At 57.9% G+C, this 24106-nt stretch carries 24 protein-coding genes; 14 read left to right on the top strand and 10 right to left on the bottom strand.

All coding sequences use genetic code 11. From position 1 onward, the window contains the following. Positions 1-29 precede the first annotated feature (29 nt). From ASQ50_RS16485 to ASQ50_RS16475, 3 genes are all read left to right on the top strand, one after another. The gene (locus ASQ50_RS16485) at positions 30-1331 is read left to right on the top strand and encodes an HlyC/CorC family transporter (RefSeq protein ID WP_058091779.1); all 1302 of its coding nucleotides are present in this window, start codon (positions 30-32) and stop codon (positions 1329-1331) included. A gap of 161 nt (positions 1332-1492) precedes the next feature. After that, complete coding sequence (locus tag ASQ50_RS16480) at positions 1493-3706, top strand: DUF1631 domain-containing protein (protein WP_058091778.1); 2214 nt, start codon at positions 1493-1495, stop codon at positions 3704-3706. 5 nt (positions 3707-3711) lie between these two features. Continuing rightward, entirely contained in the window at positions 3712-4470 is a 759-nt protein-coding gene (locus tag ASQ50_RS16475) for a TonB family protein (protein ID WP_058091777.1), read from the top strand. 8 nt (positions 4471-4478) lie between these two features. Here ASQ50_RS16475 and grxD read toward each other — a convergent pair whose 3' ends face one another. Continuing rightward, complete coding sequence (grxD, locus tag ASQ50_RS16470) at positions 4479-4805, bottom strand: Grx4 family monothiol glutaredoxin (RefSeq protein WP_058091776.1); 327 nt, start codon at positions 4803-4805, stop codon at positions 4479-4481. Between the two features lie 210 nt (positions 4806-5015). Here grxD and argF point away from each other — a divergent pair, with 210 nt between their 5' ends. Beyond that, positions 5016-5930 (top strand): ornithine carbamoyltransferase, encoded by a 915-nt coding sequence (gene argF / locus ASQ50_RS16465; protein ID WP_058091775.1) that lies wholly within the window; start codon positions 5016-5018, stop codon positions 5928-5930. 3 nt (positions 5931-5933) lie between these two features. Further along, positions 5934-7007, top strand: a complete 1074-nt coding sequence (locus ASQ50_RS16460; protein ID WP_058091774.1) for an ABC transporter ATP-binding protein — start codon at positions 5934-5936, stop codon at positions 7005-7007. Between the two features lie 9 nt (positions 7008-7016). Here the strand turns inward: ASQ50_RS16460 and glpK are convergent, their stop codons facing one another. The 3 genes from glpK to ASQ50_RS16445 form a co-directional block, all read right to left on the bottom strand. Then, the gene (gene glpK, locus ASQ50_RS16455) at positions 7017-8498 is read right to left on the bottom strand and encodes a glycerol kinase GlpK (RefSeq protein WP_058091773.1); all 1482 of its coding nucleotides are present in this window, start codon (positions 8496-8498) and stop codon (positions 7017-7019) included. Between the two features lie 257 nt (positions 8499-8755). Beyond that, on the bottom strand, positions 8756-10330 hold the full coding sequence (locus ASQ50_RS16450) for an ATP-binding protein (protein WP_058091772.1): 1575 nt from the start codon (positions 10328-10330) through the stop codon (positions 8756-8758). A 58-nt stretch (positions 10331-10388) separates the two neighbouring features. Beyond that, positions 10389-11123 (bottom strand): response regulator, encoded by a 735-nt coding sequence (locus tag ASQ50_RS16445; RefSeq protein ID WP_058091771.1) that lies wholly within the window; start codon positions 11121-11123, stop codon positions 10389-10391. A 241-nt stretch (positions 11124-11364) separates the two neighbouring features. Between ASQ50_RS16445 and ASQ50_RS16440 the strand changes: the two genes are divergently transcribed. Next, a complete protein-coding gene (locus ASQ50_RS16440; protein ID WP_058091786.1) occupies positions 11365-12126 on the top strand; it encodes a GNAT family N-acetyltransferase in 762 nt (253 codons plus the stop codon). 17 nt (positions 12127-12143) lie between these two features. Next, positions 12144-12959, top strand: a complete 816-nt coding sequence (locus tag ASQ50_RS16435; RefSeq protein WP_058091770.1) for a lysophospholipid acyltransferase family protein — start codon at positions 12144-12146, stop codon at positions 12957-12959. Here ASQ50_RS16435 and ASQ50_RS16430 read toward each other — a convergent pair. The 4 genes from ASQ50_RS16430 to ASQ50_RS16415 all read right to left on the bottom strand — a co-directional run bounded on the left by ASQ50_RS16430 (position 12919) and on the right by ASQ50_RS16415 (position 17350). Next, positions 12919-13395: an FKBP-type peptidyl-prolyl cis-trans isomerase gene (locus tag ASQ50_RS16430; RefSeq protein WP_058091769.1), complete on the bottom strand. Its 477-nt coding sequence runs from the start codon at positions 13393-13395 to the stop codon at positions 12919-12921. The genes ASQ50_RS16435 and ASQ50_RS16430 overlap by 41 nt on opposite strands. Beyond that, the gene (locus tag ASQ50_RS16425) at positions 13395-15608 is read right to left on the bottom strand and encodes an acetyl-CoA hydrolase/transferase C-terminal domain-containing protein (protein ID WP_058091768.1); all 2214 of its coding nucleotides are present in this window, start codon (positions 15606-15608) and stop codon (positions 13395-13397) included. The genes ASQ50_RS16430 and ASQ50_RS16425 overlap by 1 nt, the downstream gene beginning before the upstream one ends. A 145-nt stretch (positions 15609-15753) precedes the next feature. Next, complete coding sequence (locus tag ASQ50_RS16420) at positions 15754-16089, bottom strand: hypothetical protein (RefSeq protein ID WP_058091767.1); 336 nt, start codon at positions 16087-16089, stop codon at positions 15754-15756. A 223-nt stretch (positions 16090-16312) separates the two neighbouring features. After that, positions 16313-17350, bottom strand: a complete 1038-nt coding sequence (locus ASQ50_RS16415; RefSeq protein ID WP_058091766.1) for an NADP(H)-dependent aldo-keto reductase — start codon at positions 17348-17350, stop codon at positions 16313-16315. 86 nt (positions 17351-17436) lie between these two features. Here ASQ50_RS16415 and ASQ50_RS16410 point away from each other — a divergent pair, with 86 nt between their 5' ends. Further along, positions 17437-18684, top strand: a complete 1248-nt coding sequence (locus ASQ50_RS16410) for a glycosyltransferase family 4 protein (RefSeq protein ID WP_058091765.1) — start codon at positions 17437-17439, stop codon at positions 18682-18684. Further along, complete coding sequence (locus tag ASQ50_RS16405) at positions 18650-19195, top strand: phosphatase PAP2 family protein (protein ID WP_058091764.1); 546 nt, start codon at positions 18650-18652, stop codon at positions 19193-19195. The genes ASQ50_RS16410 and ASQ50_RS16405 overlap by 35 nt, the downstream gene beginning before the upstream one ends. 36 nt (positions 19196-19231) lie before the next feature. Here the strand turns inward: ASQ50_RS16405 and dinB are convergent, their stop codons facing one another. Further along, positions 19232-20296: a DNA polymerase IV gene (gene dinB / locus ASQ50_RS16400; RefSeq protein ID WP_058091763.1), complete on the bottom strand. Its 1065-nt coding sequence runs from the start codon at positions 20294-20296 to the stop codon at positions 19232-19234. A 115-nt stretch (positions 20297-20411) separates the two neighbouring features. On the opposite strand from dinB, the gene ASQ50_RS16395 reads away from it, so the two are divergent. The 5 genes from ASQ50_RS16395 (at position 20412) to minE (ending at position 22972) form a co-directional block, all read left to right on the top strand. Continuing rightward, positions 20412-20690, top strand: a complete 279-nt coding sequence (locus tag ASQ50_RS16395; protein WP_058091762.1) for a DUF1244 domain-containing protein — start codon at positions 20412-20414, stop codon at positions 20688-20690. Next, positions 20690-21052 (top strand): HopJ type III effector protein, encoded by a 363-nt coding sequence (locus ASQ50_RS16390; protein ID WP_058091761.1) that lies wholly within the window; start codon positions 20690-20692, stop codon positions 21050-21052. The genes ASQ50_RS16395 and ASQ50_RS16390 overlap by 1 nt, the downstream gene beginning before the upstream one ends. A 23-nt stretch (positions 21053-21075) precedes the next feature. Next, positions 21076-21840 carry a septum site-determining protein MinC gene (minC, locus tag ASQ50_RS16385; RefSeq protein WP_058091760.1) on the top strand — a complete coding sequence of 255 codons (765 nt, stop codon included), beginning with the start codon at positions 21076-21078 and terminating at the stop codon, positions 21838-21840. A gap of 64 nt (positions 21841-21904) precedes the next feature. Next, positions 21905-22717 (top strand): septum site-determining protein MinD, encoded by an 813-nt coding sequence (gene minD / locus ASQ50_RS16380; RefSeq protein WP_058091759.1) that lies wholly within the window; start codon positions 21905-21907, stop codon positions 22715-22717. A gap of 3 nt (positions 22718-22720) precedes the next feature. Continuing rightward, entirely contained in the window at positions 22721-22972 is a 252-nt protein-coding gene (gene minE, locus ASQ50_RS16375) for a cell division topological specificity factor MinE (RefSeq protein WP_058091758.1), read from the top strand. A 14-nt stretch (positions 22973-22986) separates the two neighbouring features. Here the strand turns inward: minE and ASQ50_RS16370 are convergent, their stop codons facing one another. After that, positions 22987-23994 (bottom strand): DUF2804 domain-containing protein, encoded by a 1008-nt coding sequence (locus ASQ50_RS16370; RefSeq protein WP_058091785.1) that lies wholly within the window; start codon positions 23992-23994, stop codon positions 22987-22989. Between the last annotated feature and the right edge of the window lie 112 nt (positions 23995-24106).

The raw sequence follows: 24106 nt of genomic DNA, 5'->3' as shown, positions 1-24106 counted from the left end.
CTCTTGTCGTCAATATAAGGGCTTTTCTTTTGAACGAAACATCGCTGACGGCGCTGTTCATTCTTCTTGTCTGCCTGATTATCCTTTCAGGCTTCTTCTCCAGCTCAGAGACGGGAATGATGTCCCTCAACCGGTACCGCCTGAAACACATGGCGAAAACCGGCCACAAAGGTGCGCTCCGGGCGCAGAAACTCCTGAACAGGACCGACCAGCTGATTGGCGTCATCCTGATCGGCAACAACTTCGTCAATATCTTTGCCTCGGCCATCGCCACAGTGATCGCCATCCGGATCTGGGGCGATGCCGGCATCGCGATAGCCACCGTTCTGCTCACCATCGTTATCCTGATCTTTGCCGAAGTCACCCCGAAAACATTGGCGGCACTGTTCCCGGAGAAAATTGCTTTTCCTGCCAGCTTCGTGCTCAGGCCGTTACTAAGGATCCTCTACCCACTGGTGTGGTCCGTCAACCTGTTCACCACCGGCATTTTGCGCGTGCTCGGCGTATCTTCAGCCCAGGCCACGGAGGATCACCTGAGCCGGGAGGAACTCAGAACTGTCGTCAACGAAGCCGGCGCGCTGATTCCCGCCAAACACAAAGATATGCTGGTTAGCATACTGGACCTGGAAAAAGTCACGGTGAACGACATAATGGTGCCCCGCAATGAAGTAGCGGGTATCGACCTGGACGACGACACGGACACTATCGTTCGCCAACTCAGAAGCAGTCAGCATACCCGGCTCCCTGTATTCAAGGGCGATATCAACAATATTCAGGGTATCCTTCATATGCGCAGCGCCGCAAAGCTGCTACAAGAGCCGGAAATCAACAAAGCTATGGTGATGCAGCTAAGCCAGGAGCCCTATTTCATTCCGGAAAGCACCCCCCTGAATACCCAGCTTCTCAATTTCCAGAAGGGCCGGCGCCGCTTTGGCATCGTAGTGGATGAATACGGAGAGGTTCTGGGCCTGGCCACACTGGAAGACATCCTTGAAGAAATTGTGGGCGAGTTCACCACCGATTACTCCGCCACTTCACAAGACATCATTCCACAGGATAACGGCACTTATATCATCGACGGCGGCACAGCGGTCAGATCCATCAACAAGGCCCTGGGCTGGAAACTGCCCACCGACGGACCAAAAACCCTGAACGGCCTGATCACCGAAACCCTGGAAAACATTCCGGAAACCAACGTCTGCCTCAAGGTGGGTGGCCATCGTGTGGAAGTGCTGCAGATAAAAGACAACGTGGTGAAAGCAGCAATTGTGCACCCAAAACACCTCGGCAAACGTTCTCGGCCGGCCCTGGAACCCCGACCGGCTCAGTGAACCGGACACGGCCGATGAGGCCTGCTTTTTGAATGGCGTCCCAGGTTAGCGTTTATTCATGTTAATCCAACCAAAAATGCGCTAAATTTAACCAATAATTCAGAATAGAAGAAGAGCAAGCTCGGTCATGTATCCGGTTGAGGCGTAAACAGGAGTCGGCCATGAACAAGCAGTCCGGCATACATTACCTCCGCGAACACCGGGAAGCTGCAAGCTCCCGGCCGGTTCCCGCGGAGGTAACCCGTATCCGTGACACGGTTGTCGCGGGACTGGGAGATTTGCTGCAAGGGGCTTTTGACGCTGTCGATGATTCACTCTTCGAACTGGCGAATAATGCCCGTAGTAATAACGAGCAGAACCGGTACTTTGAAGCGATGCGGGAAATCCGCATAAAGCGCAAAGGGGTTGAGCGGCATTTCCAGAACGCCGTTGCCCAATTCTTTGCTAACCCGCCTCACGCCGGACAACTGCAAGCCCCGGACACCACCCAACAGGCGAGCGTAGACACCCTGTCGCTGGTCGGCAATGATGACCTGGAAGAACAGGTTGCCCTGAACGCCATGATTACCAAAGCCAAGGCGCACTTTCAGGGGCCCCTGATTCAACTGCAGGCAAGATTCACCGAGGTATACCCGGACGCCTCAGAAGAGGTGCCAGTTAATCCTATGGCACCGGAACACCTGTGCAGCGCGTTTACCGAGGCCATCCAGGCACTGGAAATCCAGATTCGGGAGCGACTGATCGTTCTCAAGCAGTTTGACCGCTACGTGGTGTCCAACCTGGGCATGCTGCTCGACGAAGCCAACCGAATACTGATCCAGGCCGGCGTCATCCCCAATTTCCGATTCCACGGTAAGGCTGGGCAACAGCAAAAAACCTCGGGCAAGTCAGTCCAGGGCGAAACGCCCAAGGCCGGAGCCGGTGAGGCCGCTGCTTACGAGCAAAGACCGGAAGATACCGCCTTATTCGACCAGATTCGCCAGATGCTGGCACTGCAAAGGGCCAATTCCGGCATGCCACCGCGCAGTGCCGACCCTGCCTTGCGCGTCGTCGGAGGGTTGGAACTGGCCGACATGCTCAATACCCTCCCCAGCCACTACAATCTTCAGGACGGAGACGATCTGAGCACCGGCAAACCGGTGGAAGTCGATCTCCGCCAAGTTGTGCAGCAATTGCTGGCAAGAGCGGAAAGCCAGGATGGGCGAAAGCCAGCACTGAATGAAGTAGACGAAGACCTGATCAACCTGGTCTCCATGTTGTTCGAGTTCATACTGGATGACTACAACCTGTCTGCTCCGGTACAGGTACTGATCAGCCGGCTGCAGATTCCGATATTGAAAGTGGTCATCAAGGACAAGAGCTTTTTCAGCAAAGCTACCCACCCGGCCCGCAAACTGCTCAACTCCCTTGCCCGTGCCGGTATTGGCTGGAGCTCCAGTGATGAAAAAGCCAGAGACAAGCTCTATGGCCAGATTCATAACGTCGTGCAGCGAATTCTCAACGAATTTGACGGCGATATTGCCCTGTTCGAAACACTGAACCAGGAGTTCGAACAGTTCCTGGAGCGCGAAAACCGCAAGGCGTCTCTGGTGGAGCAACGTACCCGGGAGTCTGAACGGGGCCGCATCAAGTCCCAGAAGGCCCAGGAAGCGGTCGACCGGCTGATCAAAGAAAAAGTCTCCCGATACCGCCTGCCCGAGCCGGTTCACGATATTCTGATTAATGGCTGGAGCCGCGTCATGTTTCTCGCCTACCTGCGTGACGACACCGAGCACCGCTGGCACGAGACGGCCCGGGTGGTAGACGACCTGATCTGGTGCCTGCACCCCCACGAGGAAGACGAAGAGCGGGATCAATGGGTGCGTGTTGTCCCAGCCTTACTCAAGACACTCCGGGCCGGGCTGGAGGAAGTGTCTTACAACGCTTCCCGTCTGGACCAGATGATGGGGCAGCTTAAGCACGAACTGGCAGAAGCCTTCCGCACCAATGCGGCCATCGAGGCACGCCAGGACAGCCCTGAAGAGATCGAAGAAGAAGCACCCACCGTGCATCAGACCGCCGTTGAGCGCCAGCAGGAACTGGAAGATGCTGCCATTGCTGAGTATGTAGCGAAGCTGGATGACATCGAGATCGGCAACTGGGTCGAGTTCAAGCTGGTCAACGGTGCCAGCTTCCGATGTAAACTGTCTGCGGTTATCGAAGAGGCCGATTGTTTCGTGTTCGTCAATCGCATGGGCCTGAAGGTGATCGAGAAAACCAGGGTGGAACTCGCCCACGAAATGCGCCGGTGCCGCCTGACGCTTCTGGAACAGGGCGCCCTGATCGACCGCGCCTTGAATGCCGTCGTAGGCAACCTGCGCACCAAAACCGCCTGATTGCGATGTCAGAGCCACGCCTTCGACCTCCGTCGATCCCGGCGTCTTATCGGCTAATTCTGGCCATCTCTCTGGCCCTGACAGTGCACACCTTGCTACTGGCCGGGCTTCCCTCTCCCCTGAGGGAAGCCCGGGAGTTCAGTCATCGCCTGGTGTTTACTCTCCAGTCCCCGGCCTCCGAAGCCAGCACTGCATCCAGCCCCAACGCCGCTGAGCCGAAACTCCCTAGGAATCCGGACTTTACCGTTGAGACCCCTGAGCAAATCACCACCGACTCAGCAAACCGACCCGTTGCCGAGCCTGTCTCGACCCAAACCGCTCGGCCCAGCCCAGAACCAGCAACCAGAACCGAAACCAGCCGCCCCCATTCACAACCTCATCCTGCCAGCCCTGAAGCGATGACATCCACACCGTCAAACTCAACCTCCACAGACGAGCCGGAAGCGATTCAACGAATAACCCTGTCGCCGTCAGAGCAGGACCCCTACCTGATTCTGCTGGCCACCCATCTGGCGGAACAACTTGAACAGGAGCGAGTGCCTGCAATAGCGGGCCTGCAGGAGACACTCACGATGGCACTGGAATTAAGACTGCTCGCCAATGGCGCGCTGACCCGGGCACGGGTCGTGGAGTCGACGGGCGTCCAGGGGATTGATGATGCAGCGTATCGTGCAGCGCTGGCTGCCAGCCCCTATCCGGAGCCAAAAGGAGAAGAGCGGGACCGCTTCGAGGTAAAGCTGGTGTTCACCCCGAAGCGCCGCTAAAAGAAAGCTCAGGCTTCGGCTTGCTTAACCGCGTCTTTAACCGCCTTGGCCAGCTCACCGCTCTCGGACATTTCCAGAACAATGTCACAACCGCCCACCAGCTCACCACCAATGTAGAGCTGCGGGTAAGTCGGCCAGCTTGAATAAACTTTGAGGGCTTCGCGCAGCTCCTGATTGTCCAGAATGTTCACGAACGCAAACCGCTCACCGCACGCCATCAGAGCCTGAACGGTACGGGCGGAGAAACCGCACTGCGGTGCCTGCGGAGTACCCTTCATGTAAAGAATGACCGGATTCTCTTGGAGCTGGCTCTTGATGGTTTCATTGATATCCATGAACTCATACCTCTGGTTGAAATCAGGTTTACCGTTACACGGCACTTAAACGTTATTGTACACGGCGGGTCGATTAGCCACCAAACCGATGTGTTTGACCCAGAGCAACCGCCCCACCCCCGGCGTTGTTTTACGGGTTGTGAAGGGCTAGACTTGATGCCCTTTTCAGATGCAAACCGTACAGCAGTTTCCTTGAAACAGGGGCCTTTCATGGCGGCAAGACATTTTCTGACCCTGAACGACATGACCAACAGTGAGCTGGAACAGCTCCTTGATCATGCGTCCAGGCTTCGTAAAGAGTGGCATGCGGGTAAAACCCGGGATTCCCTGAAAAACCGGGTATTGGCGATGATCTTTGAAAAGTCGTCCACCCGCACACGGGTATCCTTTGAAGCGGGCATGACCCAGCTCGGTGGCACCGCCATGTTCCTGTCGCCCCGGGACACCCAGCTTGGCCGGGGCGAGCCCATCGAGGACTCCGCCATCGTGATATCCAGCATGGTGGATGCGGTGATGATTCGGACCTTTGCCCACGAAACCGTGGAGCGCTTTGCCTCGGCTTCCAGCAAGCCGGTGATCAATGCCTTGACCGACGAATTCCACCCGTGCCAACTGCTGGCGGATATGCAAACCTATCGTGAACATCGCGGCAGCATCCGCGGAGCTACCGTTGCCTGGATTGGTGATGGCAACAATATGTGCCACTCCTACATCAACGCGGCGGCCCAGTTCGATTTTCACCTGAACGTGGCCTGCCCGGAAGGGTATGAACCAGACAGTAACCTGCTGAAAGCCCACAGTGATCGCGTAACCGTGGTGCGCACACCGGAAGACGCTGCAAAGGGTGCCAACCTGCTGGTCACCGACGTTTGGGCCTCCATGGGCCAGGAAGACGAGCAAAAGGCCCGAGAGAAAGCCTTTCAGGACTACCAGATCAACCCGGCACTGATGTCTGTGGCCGCCAAGGATGCCCTGTTCATGCACTGCCTGCCTGCCCACCGTGGCGAGGAGATTTCCGCCGACATGATGGAGCACCCGGGGTCAGTGGTGTGGCATGAAGCGGAAAACCGCCTGCACGCCCAGAAGGCTCTGCTCGAGTTCCTCATTCTTAACCGCCTGGACTGATCCATGCCTGAATCTTTGCTGCCACCGGCCGACTGGCTGCTGGAAGTCAACAACCTGTCCTGCGGCTATGGCGGCGACTCTGTCGTTAAAGACGTCAGCTTCGCCCTGAGCCACGGCGACATTGGGTGCCTGCTCGGCCCCAGTGGCTGTGGCAAAAGCACCATTCTCAGAGCCCTGGCCGGCTTCTTGCCTTTAAACAGCGGGGAAATCCAGCTCCAGTCCCAGGCAATCAGCCTTCCCGGGCGCACCCTGGCTCCTGAAAAGCGTCGTATCGGCATGGTGTTTCAGGATTATGCGCTATTCCCCCACCTGACCATCGCCGATAACGTCGGGTTTGGCCTGAGGAACATGACCAAGGCCGAACGTCGCCAGAAGGTCATGGAACTGCTCAACCTTGTGCACCTGCAGGACCTGGCAAATAACTATCCCCACGAGCTATCCGGCGGCCAGCAACAGCGGGTCGCCCTGGCCAGGGCACTGGCGCCAGAGCCAACGCTGATTCTGCTGGATGAGCCGTTCTCGAACCTGGATACCGACCTTCGGCGCCGGCTGAGCCTGGATGTGCGGGATATCCTGAAAACACTCGGCATCAGCGCTATCCTCGTCACCCATGACCAACAGGAAGCGTTTGCCATGTGCGATCAGGTGGCGGTGCTCAAAGACGGCACCCTGCAGCAATGGGACGTACCCTACAACCTGTATCACGAACCCGCCAACCGCTTCGTAGCCAGCTTCGTTGGCCAGGGCGGCTTCATTCCCGGTACCGCCCTGGGGCCGGACACCATTGAATCCGAACTGGGCGTTATCCACGGCAACCGGGCCTATAAATGGAAGCCGGGCACGTTACTGGACGTTCTGATTCGCCCGGACGATATCGTCTACGATGAACACTCCGACCTGAAACCGAAAGTGGTGGAGAAAACCTTCGCAGGCACGTCAACCCTGTATCGGTTCCGGTGCTCGGAAGATACCGAATTCGAGGCCCTGTTCCGGAGCCACCTGGACTTCCACATGGGTGAACACGTGCCGGTGCGTGTCGAAGCCGATCACCTGATTGCCTTCGAACGCACCAGTTGAGAGAGCGGGTCAGTTGTTGCAGACCCGCTCGACTGCATCCAGCCAGCCTGCATACAGCGATTCCCGAAGCGCCGGCTTCATATCCGGCCGGAATTGCCGCTCGCACTCCCACATATCGGAAATCTGCTCCAGGCTTTCGAACACTCCGGTCTGCAGTCCTGCCAGATACGCCGCGCCCAGGGCGGTGGTTTCTGTTACCTTTGGCCGATCAACGGTCACGTTAAGAATGTCACAGAGAAACTGCATTACCCAGTCGTTTACCGCCATGCCGCCGTCTACCCGGATCGACTCCAGGCGCGCGCCATCGTTACGAATGGCCCTCACCAGGTCCTTGGTCTGGTAACACACTGACTGCAGTCCGGCGGTGACAATCTCAGCAATACCGGTATCTCGAGTCAGGCCCAAGATAGCGCCCCTGGCATTCGGGTCCCAGTGAGGAGCCCCCAACCCGGTGAACGCCGGCACCAGATAAACCGGGTTATCCACACCCACCGTTTCAGCATGGCCGGCCGACTCGCTGGCATGAGTAATCAGGCGCAGACCGTCCCTGAGCCATTGCATGGCGGCGCCAGCAACAAAAATACTGCCTTCGATGGCATAGCATGGCTTACCGTTTAGCCGGTAAGCCATGGTGGTCAGTAACCGGTTTTCCGAACGCAGGGCGTCGTCACCGGTATTGAGCATCAGAAAACAGCCCGTTCCATAGGTGCTCTTGGCCATACCAGGTTCGAAACAGGCTTGCCCGATCAGCGCGGCGTGTTGATCACCGGCAATGCCCGCCACCTTGACCGGTGCCCCAAGCCAATCTGCGTGGGTATCGCCATATTCATCGGCACAGTCGAGCACTTCTGGCAGCAACGCTTTGGGCACCCGGAAAAGCGCCAGCAGATCATCGTCCCAGTCCTGTTTATGGATATTGAACAGGGCCGTTCGTGATGCGTTGGTGGCATCGGTGTAATGGGACTGGCCATTGGTCAGGTTCCACAACAACCAGGTATCGACGGTACCAAACGCCAGCTCACCGGCTTCAGCTCGCTTGCGGGCACCTTCCACATTGTCCAGCAGCCAGGCAACCTTGGTGGCAGAAAAGTAGGGATCAATCAGCAGGCCCGTACGTTCAACCACCAGGGCCTCATGGCCATCAGACTTGAGCTTGGTGCACAACGAAGCGGTGCGGCGATCCTGCCAGACAATGGCATGGTGGATCGGCTCGCCGGTCTCACGGTCCCATACAACCGTCGTTTCCCGTTGATTGGTAATCCCGATGCCGGCCAGGGCAGACGCCTGGACCCCGGCTTTGTCCAAAGCTTCGCGACACACCACCAGGGTGCTGTCCCATATCTCCACGGCGTCATGTTCAACCCAGCCGTCTCGGGGAAAATACTGGTGAAACTCCTGTTGGGCGACTGCCACCTGCGTACCCCTGGCATCGAAAACGATGGCCCGGGAGCTGGTGGTACCCTGATCAATGGCAAGCAAATAGCGGGACATTCAGATCTCCTTTTTTCAGGAGAGTCTACCAGCCCGAGAGCAGTCCGAGTGTGAATAACCACTATTGGCGGGAAATTTTGCATAAAAAAAGGCCGGATAAATCCGACCCTCAAATGACGAATGAAACAAGGAAAGCTCGTAAGAACTACAACCTCAAAAGTCATCCCTTACGCAGTCTATTCTCAGCCCGGAAGCTGACGGATTCAGTAGCTATTCTGTAGAGCTTTGTTACATCAGGTGAGGTCGTGAGCACTGGCTCACAAAATGGCGTCATCCGGCTTACGTCTTGGCCAGACCAGGCTGAATCGCGCGCCGCCGAGCTCGTCACTGCGCCCAACAAAGGCCTGACCGCCATGCCAGTAAAGAATGCGCCTTACGATGGACAACCCCAGGCCATAGCCACCCGAGGTTCTGGTGCGGCTGTCATCCAGCCGGGCAAAGGCGGTGAACACCTTCTCCCAGTCTTGCTCGGGGATCCCCGGGCCGTCGTCTTCCACGTCAACCCGGCAGTTGTCCTCGTCAAGATGGCAGTTCACCAACACCCGGCCAGCAGCATACCGGACAGCGTTGCCCACCAGATTCTGGATAGCCCGGTGGATGTATCTGGGCTCCACATCCGACAGGGCCCAACGCTCGGATTCCTCATCTATACGACACTCAATCCGGATCTCCGGGCGGATCATCTGTTGTTCAGAAACCACTTGCCGAACCAGGTCTGTTACCGAGTCCTCTCGCAAGCTGAACACCGGCCCACCCTGCTCCAGGCGGGCGTAGGTCAGTATTTCATCAATCAGCTCATCGAGCTCCTGGATATCACCATCGATACCGTCCAGCTGCTTCTTAAGAACCTCCGGCCTGCTTCCGGATTCAATCATCTGGACACCAAAGCGAATTCGGGCTACCGGAGTGCGCAACTCGTGGGAAACGGCGTGGATCATTTCCCGTTGAACCTGAACCAGCCGCTGTATGTGCTCCGCCATACTGTTAAACGAACAGGCAAGCCGCGACACCAGTGTGCCATCCTCAGACTCCACCCGGGCGCCCATTTCGCCACGACCAATACGCACTGCCACAGATTCCACCTTCCGGAGATGGCCATCGACAAACCTCATGGCCAGGAACAGAGCTGCCGCCAGCACCGAGCCCACCACGACGCCAAGCAAGACAATCATTGGCCAGGCCCAGGGATTGAACGGTGACGGCATGCGAACAACAACCAGATCACCTTCCTCAAGACGCAGCAGCACCTGGGTGTTTCGGGTGCCCTGCTCATTGAAAACCACCAACTCCGTGTTGGCGATGTCTTCCAGAACATCCTGATTAGGCAGCGCCCGCAGGTCCTGCACCGGGTCAACACGCACACCCAGGGCCTCGGCCAGTTGTGCAGCAACATCGGCCCGTTGCTCCGGACTTACCGTTTCCAGATGCCACCGAACCACCAGGGCAACTGCCTGGGCCATTTCCCGGTATGGTTGCTCAAGGCGCAGGCTGACAAGGCCACCCTCGAAAGAGCGAACCAGATAACGAAACCCGACATCAGTACGTTGCGCCACTACCTGCCCATACCCCAGCCGCTCTGCGGCCACCCTGTCGAGATCAAACTGCTCCGGCGGGCCAGAGCGCAGATCGAACAGGGAAGGCATCCAGTGATACTGCACGGTGGGCGCGGGCGTCGCCGCCAGCCAGCGCATCAACGGGTCCGCGAACCGTTCATGCCAGTATTGATGACGAACGGAGTTGATACCGTTAAATAGAAGAACACACAGCAGAATGACCAGCGCGGTGACACCGGCCAGGCGAGCATAGACTGTCAGGAAAAATTTCAGGGACATTGGGCCTACCCTGGTAACACGGTCTGCCCACCAGGGAGGACAGGCCGCGGAAAAACGGTCAGGCTTCTTTTACGAACAGGTAGCCTTTACTGCGCACCGTTTTTATTCGACGAGGGTGAATGGGATCATCTCCGATTTTCGGCCTTATGCGGGACACCCGAACATCAATGGAGCGGTCCTGGCCGTCGTACTCGATACCACGCAAGGCGGTAAAGATCTCTTCACGGCTGAGCACCCGACCGGCATTACTGGCCAGCAACCAAAGCAGGTCAAATTCTGCGCTGGTCAGGTCAATACTTTCTTCACTGAGCCAGGCCTCCCGCATGGAGCGATCAACCACCAGGTCATTGAACTGCAGGCGCACAGGCTCCTCACCACCTTCTTCCGGATTACCGGCAGGGGCGGTTTCCATCCGCCGGAGCATGGCCCGGATTCGGGCCAACAGAACCCTTGGCTGTACCGGCTTGCCGATGTAATCATCAGCCCCCATTTCCAGGCCAAGTACCTGATCCAGGTCGTCGGTTCGGGCAGTGAGCATGATGATGGGTCCAGAATAGAAGGGCCTGACTCGACGGCAGATCGACAGGCCGTCTTCGCCCGGCAACATGAGATCCAGCACAACAAGATCTGGCTGCTCATTACGGATTCGTTCAACTGCGGCTCCACCGTGAGTTTCCAGGGAGACTGTCAGCCCGTTGTTTTCGAGGTACTCGCGGGTAAGGTCCGCAAGCCGTTCATCGTCCTCTACGATCAGGATTCGCCAACTCTCGTTTGTCTGTTCCACGCCATCCATCTCTGTTTTTTTATTCCGGTTTTTGGGGTCGTCCACCCGACAATACAGGCAACGTACCGTTACAGCAATTATACATGCTATTCAGAAATATACATGGAACGGTCATAGGGTTACAGCCTGTGACACAAATCCGGTTAGCGACAGATCCCGGCCATTGTCATACAGACGTCACCGGCAGTTCACCTCACTGTCACAGGAGCTTCATAGCCTTGGCTTGTGATTGAAACAAGAGGCCAAGGCCATGACAGCACAAATCGCCCGTTCCCAGCCGCGCCGGGGGCGCCAGCTGAAAACCACCCTGACACGGTGCCCACAACTCATCGAAACCGCCCAGCGACTGCGTTACAGGGTTTTCTCCGAGGAGTATGGCAGTGATCTGGGCGCCACCACGCCGGGTATCGATGCCGATGCCTACGATGCCCTGTGCGACCACCTGATCGTTACCGATGGCGGCACCGGTGAAGTGGTTGCAACCACTCGCATCCTGCACCAGAGCGACGTGCCTTCGGTTGGCGGCTTCTATTCTTCAGGCGAGTTCGATCTGAGCAATCTGGGTAAATTGCCGGGCACCCTTGCGGAACTGGGCAGGACTTGCGTTCATCCCGATTACCGCAATGGCGGCACCATCACCCTTTTGTGGGCAGCCCTGGCGGAATACCTGGATAGCCGGAACGTGGACTATCTGATTGGCTGCGCCAGTATCAGCATGGCCGATGGCGGCATGAAAGCCTGGCGGATAGCACGGTACCTGCAGAATGAATACCTTGCCGCCCCTGCATTCCGGGTAACCCCACTCCGTGCCCTGCCACACCTGACCCGCGCCGAACACGAACACAGCGATGACGTGCCAGCCCTGATTCGCGCCTACATGCGCCTTGGCGCAAGAGTGTGCGGCGAACCCTGCTGGGACCCGGACTTCCGCTGCGCGGACCTGCTGGTGGTTCTGGAAGTCAGCAAACTGACCGCCAGGTATAGCCGGCATTTCATGGGGCGCACCGCCTGAAGGCAAAGGAGCAGCAGATGGGGTGGATACGATTACTAATCCGGCTTACCGGGTTCCTGGTGTTTCTTGCGGGCACCTGCGCCCTGGCCATCACCCTGAAACTGGTCGACCTGTTCCGGCGACAACCTGTCGACCGTTCACCCTGGGCCGCTTTCTGCTTCCGTCGGGCCTGCCAGTGCCTCGGGTTCCGTATCCGGGTGCACGGCCAGCCCACGGAAGCCCACGCACTCTACGTTGCCAACCACATCAGCTGGTCTGACATTCCCATATTGGGGTGCATAACGCCGTTGAGGTTCCTGTCCAAGGCTGAGGTGGGCAACTGGCCAATTATCGGCTGGCTCGCAAGGCAAGCCGGCACCTTGTTCATCCAGCGCGGAAGCGGCCAGGCCAGGCGAATAAAAACGGAGATAAGACGATGCCTGAATGCCGGGGAGTCTGTCCTGGTGTTTCCGGAAGGCACCACCAGCTCGGGACTGGCAGTGCTGCCGATCCACGGTTTTTTGCTGGCCGCCGCCCGCGACGCCAACGCACCGATCCAGCCAATAACCATCGGTTACCGCAGAGCACATCGTCCGGATCCGATCGCCCCGTTCATCGGTGACGACAGTTTCCATACCCACCTGATCCGGCTGCTCAGGCAACCGCCGACCCAGGTGGATGTGGTGATTCACCCGGCCATAGACCCGGCCTGCCCGGAATCGAGTAACGCCCTGACCGCTTTAATCCATCAGCAGATCAGTACCGGTTTGAAGCATATTCACGCAGGCGAATTCGAAGCCAGGTCCACCGGCCTCAGAACAGCGGGCGCCCCTGGGCTACCTCGTCTTCCGTAGCCTCTCTGCGACCGACGATCTCCAGGTCAAAATACAGGGTAAAGCCAGCCAGCGGATGGTTAGCATCTACCTTCACCAGGTTGCCATCGATGGAGACCACCTGCACCACCTGGGCCTGGTCGCCGGAATTGGTCTGGAACTTCATCCCCACCTGCAGGTTCTCCACGCCTTCAAACAGAGAACGGGGCACCTTGCGGACCAGGTCTTCGCGATAGTCTCCGTAAGCCATTTCCGGGGGGATGGTAACTTCAAGACAATCGCCCACCCGGCGGTCTTTCACCGCTTCCTGGATGCCCGCGATGATTTCCGGGGTACCGTACAGGAAATGCAGTGGCTCACTGCCTTCCGAGGTATCCACCAGCTCACCTATACGGTTCTTGAGCACGTAATGGACAGTGAATACTTCGGGCTTGAGTTGCGGCTTATCGGCTTGCATCAGCTTGTTTTGTTTCCTGTTTCTTTACGGGGTTCGAGTTTTTGCAGGCCATGGATTACCAGCTTCCGGTCCAGTTTTTCCCGGAATCCTGACGGCTTTTTCAAACCCATTCGATCAAGCAGGGCGTCATAACGCCCCTCTTCGTCGTCCGCCTTCAGGGCCTGCCAGATGGTCGCCAGTTTACCACGGGGAGTAGCCGTTGCGGCTTTCAGCCCCTTAAGGGCTTTCCCTAATTTCAACTCTTCGTCGGTGAAATCCTTGCCAAACGGGAAGGCCGGGAACCAGTCGCCTTCCCCCCCGGCCTTCAGGGCCCGAGCGACTTTCTCAGGGGTATTCTGGCGCCAGTGTGCCGGGAGTTTGAAGTCCGCTTTTACCTTGCCCGCTTTCTTGGCCTGCGCCAGCAATGACTCCTGGAATCGGGAGTCGGCAATCCGGATCAGCCTGAGGAACACTTGTTCATCGGACTGCCCACGAAGGTCCGCGATGCCGTATTCGGTAATCACGATATCCCTCAGGTGTCTTGGGATGGTGCAGTGGGCGTAGTTGAATACAATGTTCGAGACGGTCTTACCGGCGGAGACCCGCGTGGCTCTCAGGGCCAGGATGGAGCGAGCCCCCGGCAACTCATGGGCCATGGCCACAAAGTTGTACTGGCCGCCAACACCACTCACCACACGGCCATCCGCCAGCCCGTCCGACACCGCCGAACCGTTTAGAGTGTACATCATGGCGGAATTGATAAACCGTCCATGGACCCGTTGTGCCACCTTGAGCTTCTGATCACCGAAGCGATGGTCATACAGGTGGTTGATAAAATTAACACTGGTCATGCAGATCTTGTCGCGCTGGTCGTCTGAAAGCTCTCTCAGGGCCTGATAGAACTTCTCCGGGCCAACGTAGAAACCACCGTGCATGGCAATCCCACCAGCCAGCTTGTCGCCCAGCGCCAATGCCTCGAGCGCTTTACGGGTGTCGGCATTGGAGAGATCCGCCTCAACCGATACCTCCTCATTGAGTCGTATCCTTCCGCCCTTGAACTCAACATGGTCGCGCAGCACCCCGTGCCGGACCAGCCAGTTCACATCCCGCGCCCGCAATGGTGAGGAGATCAGGCCTGCGTTGTACAAAACGTCCAGGGCCTCCAGGCTTGGGGTCTCGGTGAGTTCACCCCGGTTGATCAGGTTCTGCAATTCCGGGTGATTGTAGACTTCGCGCTTGAGAATACCTTCCTGAAGCAGGTAGACAAAACCGTCCACCATCATTTCGCTGCATCCATACAGTCCCTGTTCAAAAGGTTCTGTACCACCATACTCCTGCACCACCGGAAACTGATCCTGCACCTGCAGGTGATCGAACACGGCTTTCCAGGCGTCATTATGCTTGTGTCTGAGGATGGCGCTGTGCACCAGGGCGGCGCCAAGAGACCCGATCCCCACCTGCAGGGTGCCGCCATCCTTCAGCAAGCTGCTAGCGTAAAAGCCGATCAGGTGGTCCGCGGGGCTCACCACCATCTGGGGCGCGGAGAATAACGGATAGTCGGAGGCCCGGTGAGACAGGATCACGTCAAACTGGCTGGCTTCAACCTGGGCGTGATGCCCGAACCACGGCAGGTGGTGATTGAGCTCTGCCACCATGGCCACTGGCGTACCAGCCGCTTCCCGTTCCCGAAGCAAGGGCAGGATGTCCAGCGACAAATCCGGATTACAGCTGAAGCTGAAGTGGCCCGGCTGGCCATGATCCTCACCTGGTGACATCAACTGACCGACTACATTCACCCCCTGAGCCATCAGATCCCGGACGGCGTGGGTATAGTTGGTGCAGAGGTAGTGGCGCTGCTGGCTTTGATTGTTGAGATAACTGCCGGCCTTGAAGAAGAATTCCGAGACAGTCACGTTGTCTGGCAACCGGTTCCGATTGACGTCTCGCGCGTAATCCAGCTCAGGAATGTTGCCATAAAGGCGTTTGGTAAAAGGCCCCAGAAAGCGCTTCTCCAGCGACGATGCACCCTCGGGAGCCAGTAACGACAACGCAGTGACAATATGCAGCTGGATTTCCGGATCATTCTTGGCACGCTGGTAAAGGGCATTCGCAAAGCGAACGGGCTTACCAAGACCAAGAGGTAATCCCAGAGTAATGCGCTTTCCTACCCGTTCGATTACCCGGTCCACGCACGCGTTCGCGTCGTCGTAATAGACTCCGTTCTGTTCTGCCATCACCAGCTCTCCACTGTTTGAGAATCGCAACGGGGTCGATGATCACACGACAGAATGAAGCTGACAATGCGTCAGGTCATGAGATTGGCTGATTGGTGGGAGTAACGTGGGAAGATACGGGTAAAACAGGGGTCTTGAAGGTGGTTCAGAAGCGCCAGCGCAGGTTAAGAGCCGCACCTTCGTTCAACAGACCAATGCCATGGTCAGGCTGCGCGGGGTCAGATGCGTAGATCTTGTGCTGCGCGCGGCGGCTCAATCCGATACTCAACAAACGCGAACCGATAGCGGCAAAAGCATCCAAATGGTTGTCTTCGTAATCTCCAGACATCCATTCCTGAAGCTCATAGATTTCCTCGGCCGATACCATGTCATCACGCTCAGCCATCATACGATCGGCCAGAATAGGCTCAGCGGCTTCGGCGCGCACTACGAACGCGACGAAGTTGAGGGCCAGCAGGGCGATAAACAGACGAATGATCATGATGACAACACGCACCCGGAAAAATGATTTCGGAACATTAACGCTTCAGCACCAAAGTCTAATGATTGCTCCTGAAAATGGTGTGACTTTGCACACAAATGCGCCAGCAGCCCGACGCAAATTGGTCACTTTTTTGTCAACAAATGATCACTTGTATTGCAATCTTTAACCGCCCCGCCCCGAGAAACCGGAAACAGGGCAACCTCGCCGTGGGCTGCCTCCCTCAGGGACAAGGGTAGGTAAATTCGTCGTGAATAGCCTCCACGGCCGCCACCAGATCGGGGCTGAGCCGGATATCTGCAGACCCGACATTTTCCTTCAACTGGTCCATGGTGGTTGCACCGATAATGTTACTGGTCACAAACTCGCGGCTATTCACCCAGGCCAGAGCTAACTGCGCCGGGGTCAGCCCATGATGATGGGCCAGCTCCACATAGGCACGGGTTGCGTCCGCAGCCCGCTCCCCGGTGTATCGGCTGAAGCGCTCGTAAAGCGTCAAGCGGGCCTTTTCTGGCCATTTTCCGCCCAGATACTTGCCTGTCAGCATGCCGAACGCAAGGGGTGAGTAGGCCAACAAGCCGGTGCTTTCCCGGTGGGCAAACTCCGCCAGGCCCAGCTCGAAAGATCGATTCAGGAGGCTGTAGGGGTTCTGGATGGAAGCCACCCTGGGCCACTGTTTCTCGCGGGCCAGGCGCAGATATTCCATGGTCCCCCAGGGCGTTTCGTTGGACAATCCCACGTGGCGCACCTTGCCCTCTTTGACCAGCTCATCGAGGGCGCCCAGCGTTTCCTCGATAGGGGTCCAGGTTTCGTCCGGGTTACGCTGATACCCCAGCTTGCCGAAGAAATTTGCACTGCGGTCCGGCCAGTGCACCTGGTAAAGATCGATGTAATCGGTTTGCAGGCGCGCCAGACTACTCTCACAGGCTGCGCGAATATGCTCCCGGGTCAGTCTCGGGCCGCCGCGCAGATAACTCAAACCATTGCCCGGTCCGGCCACCTTGGTGGCAATCACCAGATCCTCCCGGCGCCCTCTTCGGGCAAGCCAGTTGCCCAGATAGGTCTCGGTCAGGCCCTGGGTCTCCGCTCGTGGCGGCACCGGGTACATCTCGGCCACGTCGATGAAGTTGATGCCTGCCCCGGTGGCGTATTCCAGTTGTTCAAACGCTTCCTGCTCGGTGTTCTGCTCCCCCCAGGTCATGGTTCCCAGGCAGATCAGACTGACATCGATGTCGGTTTGTCCAAGTTTTCGCGTTTGCATGAGATCTCCTCGTGCATATAGAAGACGTAAAGGGAATGTCACAAAGTTGTCGCATGGCTGTCATGCCGGATTTCCATAGTAGAAGCATGACAGCGACACATTCAGGATGCACCGTGACCAACCCCAAGCTGACTGACCGGCGCCCGCAACACATTACCATTGTTTCGGAGACGTTTCCGCCGGAAATAAACGGCGTGGCCAACACCTTGAAGCACCTGTGCCAGGGGTTGATGCAACGGGGCCACAAGATCACGGTGGTAAGGCCAAAGCAGGCCCATGAGCAAAAAGGGCTGTTTGAAAGCACCGGTGACGGCCTCTTTACCCGTGAACTGGTGGTCACCGGCCTGCCCCTGCCCGGATACAGCGATCTGCAGTTCGGCGTGTCGCGCCCGGCCACCCTGAAAAAACTCTGGCAGAGTCAACGACCAGACGCCATCTATGTTGCCACCCAGGGACCGCTGGGTGTAGCAGCAGTATCCGCCGCCCGAAATCTTGGCATCCCGGTGTCGTCCGGCTTTCACACCAACTTCCATAGCTACTCCCGTTACTACGGTGCCGGCGGCCTGGAACGATTACTCTGCGCCTATGGCCGCTGGCTCCACAACCGGACCGCCATCACTCTGGTACCAACCCGAAAAATGCAAGCGGTTACGCAAGCCATGGGCATCCACCCGACCGGCCTGTGGAGCCGCGGCGTGGACTGCCATCGCTTCACTCCCCACAAGCGTGACCACGACCTGCGCGCCCGCTGGGGCCTGACCAACAGTGACCGGGCGGTACTCTACGTGGGCCGACTGGCCGCCGAGAAGAACCTGCGCATGGCGGTCGCCTGTTTTGAACGGATCCGGGGCCTCCATCCCAATGCCCGGTTCATTCTTGTGGGAGACGGCCCAATGCGCAAACAACTGGCGGAACGCCACCCGGAATACATTTTCTGCGGCACCCAACGCGGAGAAGATCTGGCCAGGCATTATGCGTCGGGCGACCTGTTCCTGTTTCCAAGCAAAACCGACACCTTTGGCAACGTGGTTCTCGAAGCCATGGCCAGTGGGCTCGGAGTGGTCGCCTTTGACGACGCGGCGGCCGCTGAACACCTTCGCCACGAAGAAAATGGTCTGAAAGCAGAGCTGTCGGAGGACGAAGCCTTTATCAACCACGCATTGCGACTGGCTGACCAGCCCACCCTTTTGAGCCGGGTTCGCGCCCAGGCCCGCCTGGATGCGCTGGATCTGAGCTGGAACAGCCAGATTGAACAATTTGAACACCTGGTACTCACCCAACCGACACAGGCCCGATACCATGGCATCAACAAACAAGGCATCTCGCTTCTTTGACCTGGCAGACCAGCGTGAATATGCGCTGTGCCAGGCTATCAACCGTGCAGTCCGGTTCCGGCCTGTACTGAGCTATTTCTGGGTCGTCAGCCGCCTTGGCGACGGCTGGTTCTGGTATGCACTGATCCTCGCCCTGCCCCTGCTGGCTCCGGAACAGGGGTTGGGGCTGGCGGTGCTGATGGCCTTTACCGGGCTCACCTGCACCCTCACCTACAAAGGCCTGAAACACAAACTTATCCGGGAGCGCCCGTTTATCTCGTTTCCGGCCATCAATTGCGGCACACCACCGCTGGATCGCTACAGCTTCCCTTCCGGGCACACCCTGCACGCAGCCTGTTTCCAGGCCATGCTGTTCGTCGCCATGCCAGTGGCCGCCTGGTATGTTCTGCCCTTCACCCTGTCGGTAGCCGCCTCCCGGGTGGTCCTGGGCCTGCACTACCCGAGCGATGTTGCCGCGGGAGCTGTCATTGGTGCAGCCATGGGCTGGGTGTCGATACTGATGTTCGCTTGACGTTTTGAGTTCCTGAAAGCTCCAGCAAACGCAAAGTCAGTCGAACAAACGCAACTGGGTAACCGGGGCTTCATCGTTCCGAAAACGCACACCCACCCCCAACAAACGGACTGGGCGATCGGCCCGGGTAACCAGTTCATCCAGCAGGGGCTGGTAATCGGCAACCTCGGGTTCGGCCACCGATTCCCGTACCCGCTCCAGGGTATGGGTTGAAAAATCACTGTAGCGGATTTTCACAAACAGCTTGTGGATGGGCTTCTGCCGCCCCTTTCGGGCCAACCGAAGATTGAGATCCGCCACCAGGGCGGGCATCACGGTTTCGCAGGCGGTCTTGTCCGGCAGATCCTGGGAAAACGTCCGCTCCACGCTGACCGATTTCGCCACCCGCGAGACAATCACCGGCCGCTCATCCCGGCCTGCGGCCATTTCAAATAACCGGTAGCCCTGCTTGCCGAATTTCTCAATCAGGGTGTCCACCCCCAGCAACTGCATGTCACCGCAGGTTTTCACGCCCATGGAATGCAGCTTGGCGGCCGTCACCTGGCCCACACCGAACAGTTTTTCCACCGGCAGGGATTCGACAAATTCCGGCACCTGCTCCGGCGTGATCACAAACAGGCCGTCGGGCTTGCGCCAGTCACTGGCAATCTTGGCCAGAAACTTGTTCGGGGCCACGCCGGCGGAGATGGTAATACCCACTTCCTGCCGAACCCGCTCTCGCAAATGCCGGGCCATCAGAGTGGCGCTGCCACGGTGTTCGGTTATGTCAGACACATCCAGAAAAGCTTCATCCAGCGACAGGGGCTCAACCAGATCGGTCATTTCCCGGAGAATGGCCATGACTTGCTGAGACGCCGCCCGGTATCGCGCCATATCCGGTGGCACGGTCACCAGCCCCGGGCACAGCCTGCGGGCTTCACTGCCGGGCATGGCCGAGCGCACGCCAAAGGCCCTTGCCCGGTAGTTGCACGTCGTCACCACGCCCCGGCCCTCGGCGCCGCCAACCGCCAGGGGCACGTCCCTCAGCGTTGGGTCGTCGCGCATCTCGACCGCCGCATAGAAGCAGTCGCAATCCACATGAATGATCTTGCGCTGGGGCATGGTCCGTGGGCTCGCGTAAACAATCTGTACATTTATACAGCCTTGTATCTTAAGCTAACATGCAGAGAATGTCAGGAACCCTAACATCAAACCGGAACGTCATCTGCGAGGCCCCATGACCAACCCCATACCCGAGTCTGACCGCACTGAGATCGAAGCCGCTGCTTTCAGGCGCCTGGTGGAGCATTTACGCCAGAATACCGACGTGCAGAACATTGACCTGATGAACCTGGCGGGGTTCTGCCGCAACTGCCTGTCCAAATGGTACCGGGCAGAAGCACAGGAAAGAGGCTTTGAGCTATCCGATCCGGACGCCCGGGAAGAAATCTACGGCATGCCCTATGAGCAGTGGAAAGAAAAATATCAGATTGGTCCGAAGCAGGATCACAAATAATGAACATCAATGAGGCAGTACGCATCCACCTGGCTTCCCTCGACGCGGGCCACGCCAATTTTGATGACACCCTGGCGCTGATCGACCAGCATTTCGAGTTTCAGCCCACGGGCTTCAACAATGGCCCGGTGCGAAACAATGCCGGTGAAAATGCCGGTTCCTGCCGGGTGTTCGCACTGGGCCAGTACTGCAACCTGAGCGAGGCGGATACCCTGAACCTGTTTGCCCAACACTATCAGCAGGTGCTGGGCGACCCAACCGGCGACAGCCATGGCAACATCCGCCAGTTCATCAGCACGGGCTGGTCTGGCATCCGGTTTGATCAGCAGCCACTGCAAGCCCGCAAAGAACCCAACCAGTAAGTCACCAGGGAAGACACTGATTCATGAGCGATACCGCCGCCTCCGGGCTAAAACAGAGTTTCCAGCTGAAAAGTGCCTCCGTTTCGCTGACAGCCCTGGAACTTTATTACTTCGATAACGACGAGTTCGAAGCCAATCTCCGGGACAAGATCAGCCAGGCTCCGGGGTTTTTCAAAGATATCCCCCTGGTGATCAGCCTGGAGAAATACGAAGGGCTGGACAGTGAGCTGGACTTCTTCAAGATGATCGGTACCTGCCGCCGCCATAACATCCATGTGATTGGCGTTCGTGCCGGCAACGACGACCAGCGCCGCCTGGCACGCGGTGCCTCTCTTGCGTTGTTTCCCGGCAGCAGCCTGCGCGAACAGACACCGGCCCGGGCGCAACCTGATGAGGCCTCCAGTCCGGAAGCCGAGACCTCCAGCCCCGCTGACGTTCCCACCAGCGAACCGGCTGCGGCCAAGATCGTCAGCCAAACCGTTCGCTCGGGCCAGCAGGTCTATGCGCCGGAAGGGGACCTGATCATCCTGGCCCCGGTTCAGGCCGGTGCCGAAGTGCTCGCCGCAGGCAATATCCACGTGTACGGACCACTCAGGGGGCGGGCGTTGGCAGGCATCCATGGGGCTGAAACCGCCCGGGTATTCTGCCAGTCACTTGAAGCAGAGCTTGTGTCCATCGCCGGACACTATAAAATCTCCGAAGATCTTCAGGACAATGGCTGGAAAAGCGCTGTGCAGATCCAGCTCAGGGACGACCTGCTGGTGGTGACGCCACTGGACAAGGCCTGATGTTGTGACAGCCAATAACAACGTTGAAGACATGACGAATCCACTGCGAAACAGGAACTGAACCTTGGCTAGAATCATTGTCGTTACCTCAGGAAAGGGCGGCGTTGGCAAAACCACCACCAGCGCCTCAATCAGTACCGGCCTTGCCAGGCGCGGCCACAAGACCGTCGTAATCGACTTCGATGTGGGCCTGCGCAACCTCGATCTGATCATGAATTGTGAGCGCCGCGTGGTCTATGACTTCGTCAACGTGATCCAGGGCGAAGCCACACTCAACCAGGCGCTGATCAAAGACAAGCGGGTAGACTCGCTGTTTATTCTGCCCGCCTCCCAGACCCGTGAGAAAGAAGCACTGACCAAAGACGGTGTGGAAAAGGTCATCAACGAGCTGTCGGAAACCTTCGACTACATCGTGTGTGACTCGCCGGCCGGGATCGAACACGGCGCTCTGATGGCTCTGTACTATGCCGATGAGGCCATTGTAGTCACCAACCCGGAAGTCTCTTCTGTACGGGATTCCGACCGAATCCTGGGCATTCTCCAGAGCAAGTCCCGGCGCGCCGAGATGGGACAGGACCCGGTCAAGGAACACCTGCTGCTGACCCGCTACAACCCTGACCGGGTAGAACGCGGCGAGATGCTGTCGGTGAACGATGTCGAAGAAATCCTGGCGATACCGTTGTTGGGCGTGATCCCGGAGAGCCAGGTGGTACTGAACGCCTCCAACCAGGGCCTGCCAGTGATTCTGGAAGACCAGAGCGATGCCGGCCAGGCCTACGACGACGCCGTTGCCCGGCTTCTGGGAGAGGAGCGGGAACACCGCTTCATGACCTCCCAGAAAAAAGGTTTCTTCTCACGGATGTTCAAAGGGGGCTAAGGGATGAGTTTTCTGGATTATTTCCGAAGCAAGAAGACCAATACTGCGAGCGTTGCTAAAGAACGGTTGCAGATCATCGTGGCCCACGAACGGGGCCAGCGCGATATGCCGGATTACCTGCCACAGCTGCAGCAGGAACTGCTGGATGTGATTCGCAAATACGTACAGATCAGCGACGACATGGTCCAGGTAGATGTAGACCGTAACGAAAGTTGCTCGGTACTGGAACTGAACGTCACCCTGCCGGAAAAGTAATCGCTGCGCCCACCTTACCAGCGGGCATAGTGGTCTTCCATCAGTCCCCGCAGCCCGTCTACGGGGACTGACTGGCCCGCCTCATCTCTGACCGTTCCCCGGAAGGTGCCCACAAACTGCCGGAAATTGGAGGCAAGCACGCCAGCGTTCAGCCGTTCCTTGCGCGTGCCTGCAGGCACAAAGCTCAGGTCCACCAGGCCATCCTCGGTGGTAACCCGCCAATCGGCACCCGGCCGATACCGGTCAAATTCGAAGCGGGCGGCGCCCAGCTTCACACACCGGCCATCCAGCCACAGGGCGTTCTCGGTCATTCCGGTTTCATTCACACCGGCCGCCAGATTAAGCCCCACAGACACCCCCTGCTTGGTTACCCCGGCCAGACAGGCCCAATTCCAGGCAGTTTCCCGGCGCATGAAGCCACAACTCCAATCAATAGAGCCGCGGGTCTGCTCATCACAGCGCCATACCTGCTGGCCCCAGCGCACCTCCCCCTCAACCGGTACGCCGGCCGATTTGCGGGTAAACACCCAGCCATTGTAGCCTGCCGGGCAGACCAGCCGCAGGGGTTGATCGGTGTCTTGCAACTCCAGGTCCACCCGGATATTACCCGGCGCGGTCACCCGGATGTTGCGGCCTCCGGTGGCCGGCTCGATGGCCAGCGACACGTCACCTTTGCGGAACCGGGCATGGCCATGTTCAGGATAGGGTTCAATATCGGTGTGCCGGGCCAGCGGCTGCATGAACGACTGCTCAAACATTTGACCGCTTTCAAAATCAAACAGATAGAAAAAACCGTTGCCCACCAGTTTCAGGTCCACAATCGCCATGCCGAACACCCAGCCCGGCGCCATGGCGCTGACAAACTGAAACTGGTTGAACCGCCAACGGCGAGCCAATCGGGACCGCGGCCGGTCCATGACCGTCCGCAGGTCAAAATCCATGTAGTTAATGGTCTCGACCGGTTGTTCCAGCACCCCTGGTGCAATTCTGCCCTTGGCATCAATCAGGTTCTTTTTGTTCATAAATACCGTCAGATCAGGCCATTCATAAGTTGTAGCGCAACAGTACGCTACCTGGTTCACAATCCCTGATTCCTGCCGAAAAGCAGAAACCGGCTCCATGGTAGACTCAGCA

The sequence above is a fragment of the Marinobacter sp. LQ44 genome, assembly GCF_001447155.2.
Taxonomy (GTDB): Bacteria; Pseudomonadota; Gammaproteobacteria; order Pseudomonadales; family Oleiphilaceae; genus Marinobacter.
Note: the sequence above shows the minus strand (reverse complement) of the source record. Positions and strands in the feature narration are given on the sequence as shown.

Bases quoted from the DNA above. Each gene is read 5' to 3' on its own strand.
- ASQ50_RS16480 (WP_058091778.1), top strand. From the start codon at position 1,493: ATGAACAAGCAGTCCGGCATACATTACCTCCGCGAACACCGGGAAGCT.
- ASQ50_RS16475 (WP_058091777.1), top strand. From the start codon at position 3,712: ATGTCAGAGCCACGCCTTCGACCTCCGTCGATCCCGGCGTCTTATCGG.
- grxD (WP_058091776.1), bottom strand. From the start codon at position 4,805: ATGGATATCAATGAAACCATCAAGAGCCAGCTCCAAGAGAATCCGGTC.
- argF (WP_058091775.1), top strand. From the start codon at position 5,016: ATGGCGGCAAGACATTTTCTGACCCTGAACGACATGACCAACAGTGAG.
- ASQ50_RS16460 (WP_058091774.1), top strand. From the start codon at position 5,934: ATGCCTGAATCTTTGCTGCCACCGGCCGACTGGCTGCTGGAAGTCAAC.
- glpK (WP_058091773.1), bottom strand. From the start codon at position 8,498: ATGTCCCGCTATTTGCTTGCCATTGATCAGGGTACCACCAGCTCCCGG.
- ASQ50_RS16450 (WP_058091772.1), bottom strand. From the start codon at position 10,330: ATGTCCCTGAAATTTTTCCTGACAGTCTATGCTCGCCTGGCCGGTGTC.
- ASQ50_RS16445 (WP_058091771.1), bottom strand. From the start codon at position 11,123: ATGGATGGCGTGGAACAGACAAACGAGAGTTGGCGAATCCTGATCGTA.
- ASQ50_RS16440 (WP_058091786.1), top strand. From the start codon at position 11,365: ATGACAGCACAAATCGCCCGTTCCCAGCCGCGCCGGGGGCGCCAGCTG.
- ASQ50_RS16435 (WP_058091770.1), top strand. From the start codon at position 12,144: ATGGGGTGGATACGATTACTAATCCGGCTTACCGGGTTCCTGGTGTTT.
- ASQ50_RS16430 (WP_058091769.1), bottom strand. From the start codon at position 13,395: ATGCAAGCCGATAAGCCGCAACTCAAGCCCGAAGTATTCACTGTCCAT.
- ASQ50_RS16425 (WP_058091768.1), bottom strand. From the start codon at position 15,608: ATGGCAGAACAGAACGGAGTCTATTACGACGACGCGAACGCGTGCGTG.
- ASQ50_RS16420 (WP_058091767.1), bottom strand. From the start codon at position 16,089: ATGATCATTCGTCTGTTTATCGCCCTGCTGGCCCTCAACTTCGTCGCG.
- ASQ50_RS16415 (WP_058091766.1), bottom strand. From the start codon at position 17,350: ATGCAAACGCGAAAACTTGGACAAACCGACATCGATGTCAGTCTGATC.
- ASQ50_RS16410 (WP_058091765.1), top strand. From the start codon at position 17,437: ATGACAGCGACACATTCAGGATGCACCGTGACCAACCCCAAGCTGACT.
- ASQ50_RS16405 (WP_058091764.1), top strand. From the start codon at position 18,650: ATGGCATCAACAAACAAGGCATCTCGCTTCTTTGACCTGGCAGACCAG.
- dinB (WP_058091763.1), bottom strand. From the start codon at position 20,296: ATGCCCCAGCGCAAGATCATTCATGTGGATTGCGACTGCTTCTATGCG.
- ASQ50_RS16395 (WP_058091762.1), top strand. From the start codon at position 20,412: ATGACCAACCCCATACCCGAGTCTGACCGCACTGAGATCGAAGCCGCT.
- ASQ50_RS16390 (WP_058091761.1), top strand. From the start codon at position 20,690: ATGAACATCAATGAGGCAGTACGCATCCACCTGGCTTCCCTCGACGCG.
- minC (WP_058091760.1), top strand. From the start codon at position 21,076: ATGAGCGATACCGCCGCCTCCGGGCTAAAACAGAGTTTCCAGCTGAAA.
- minE (WP_058091758.1), top strand. From the start codon at position 22,721: ATGAGTTTTCTGGATTATTTCCGAAGCAAGAAGACCAATACTGCGAGC.
- ASQ50_RS16370 (WP_058091785.1), bottom strand. From the start codon at position 23,994: ATGAACAAAAAGAACCTGATTGATGCCAAGGGCAGAATTGCACCAGGG.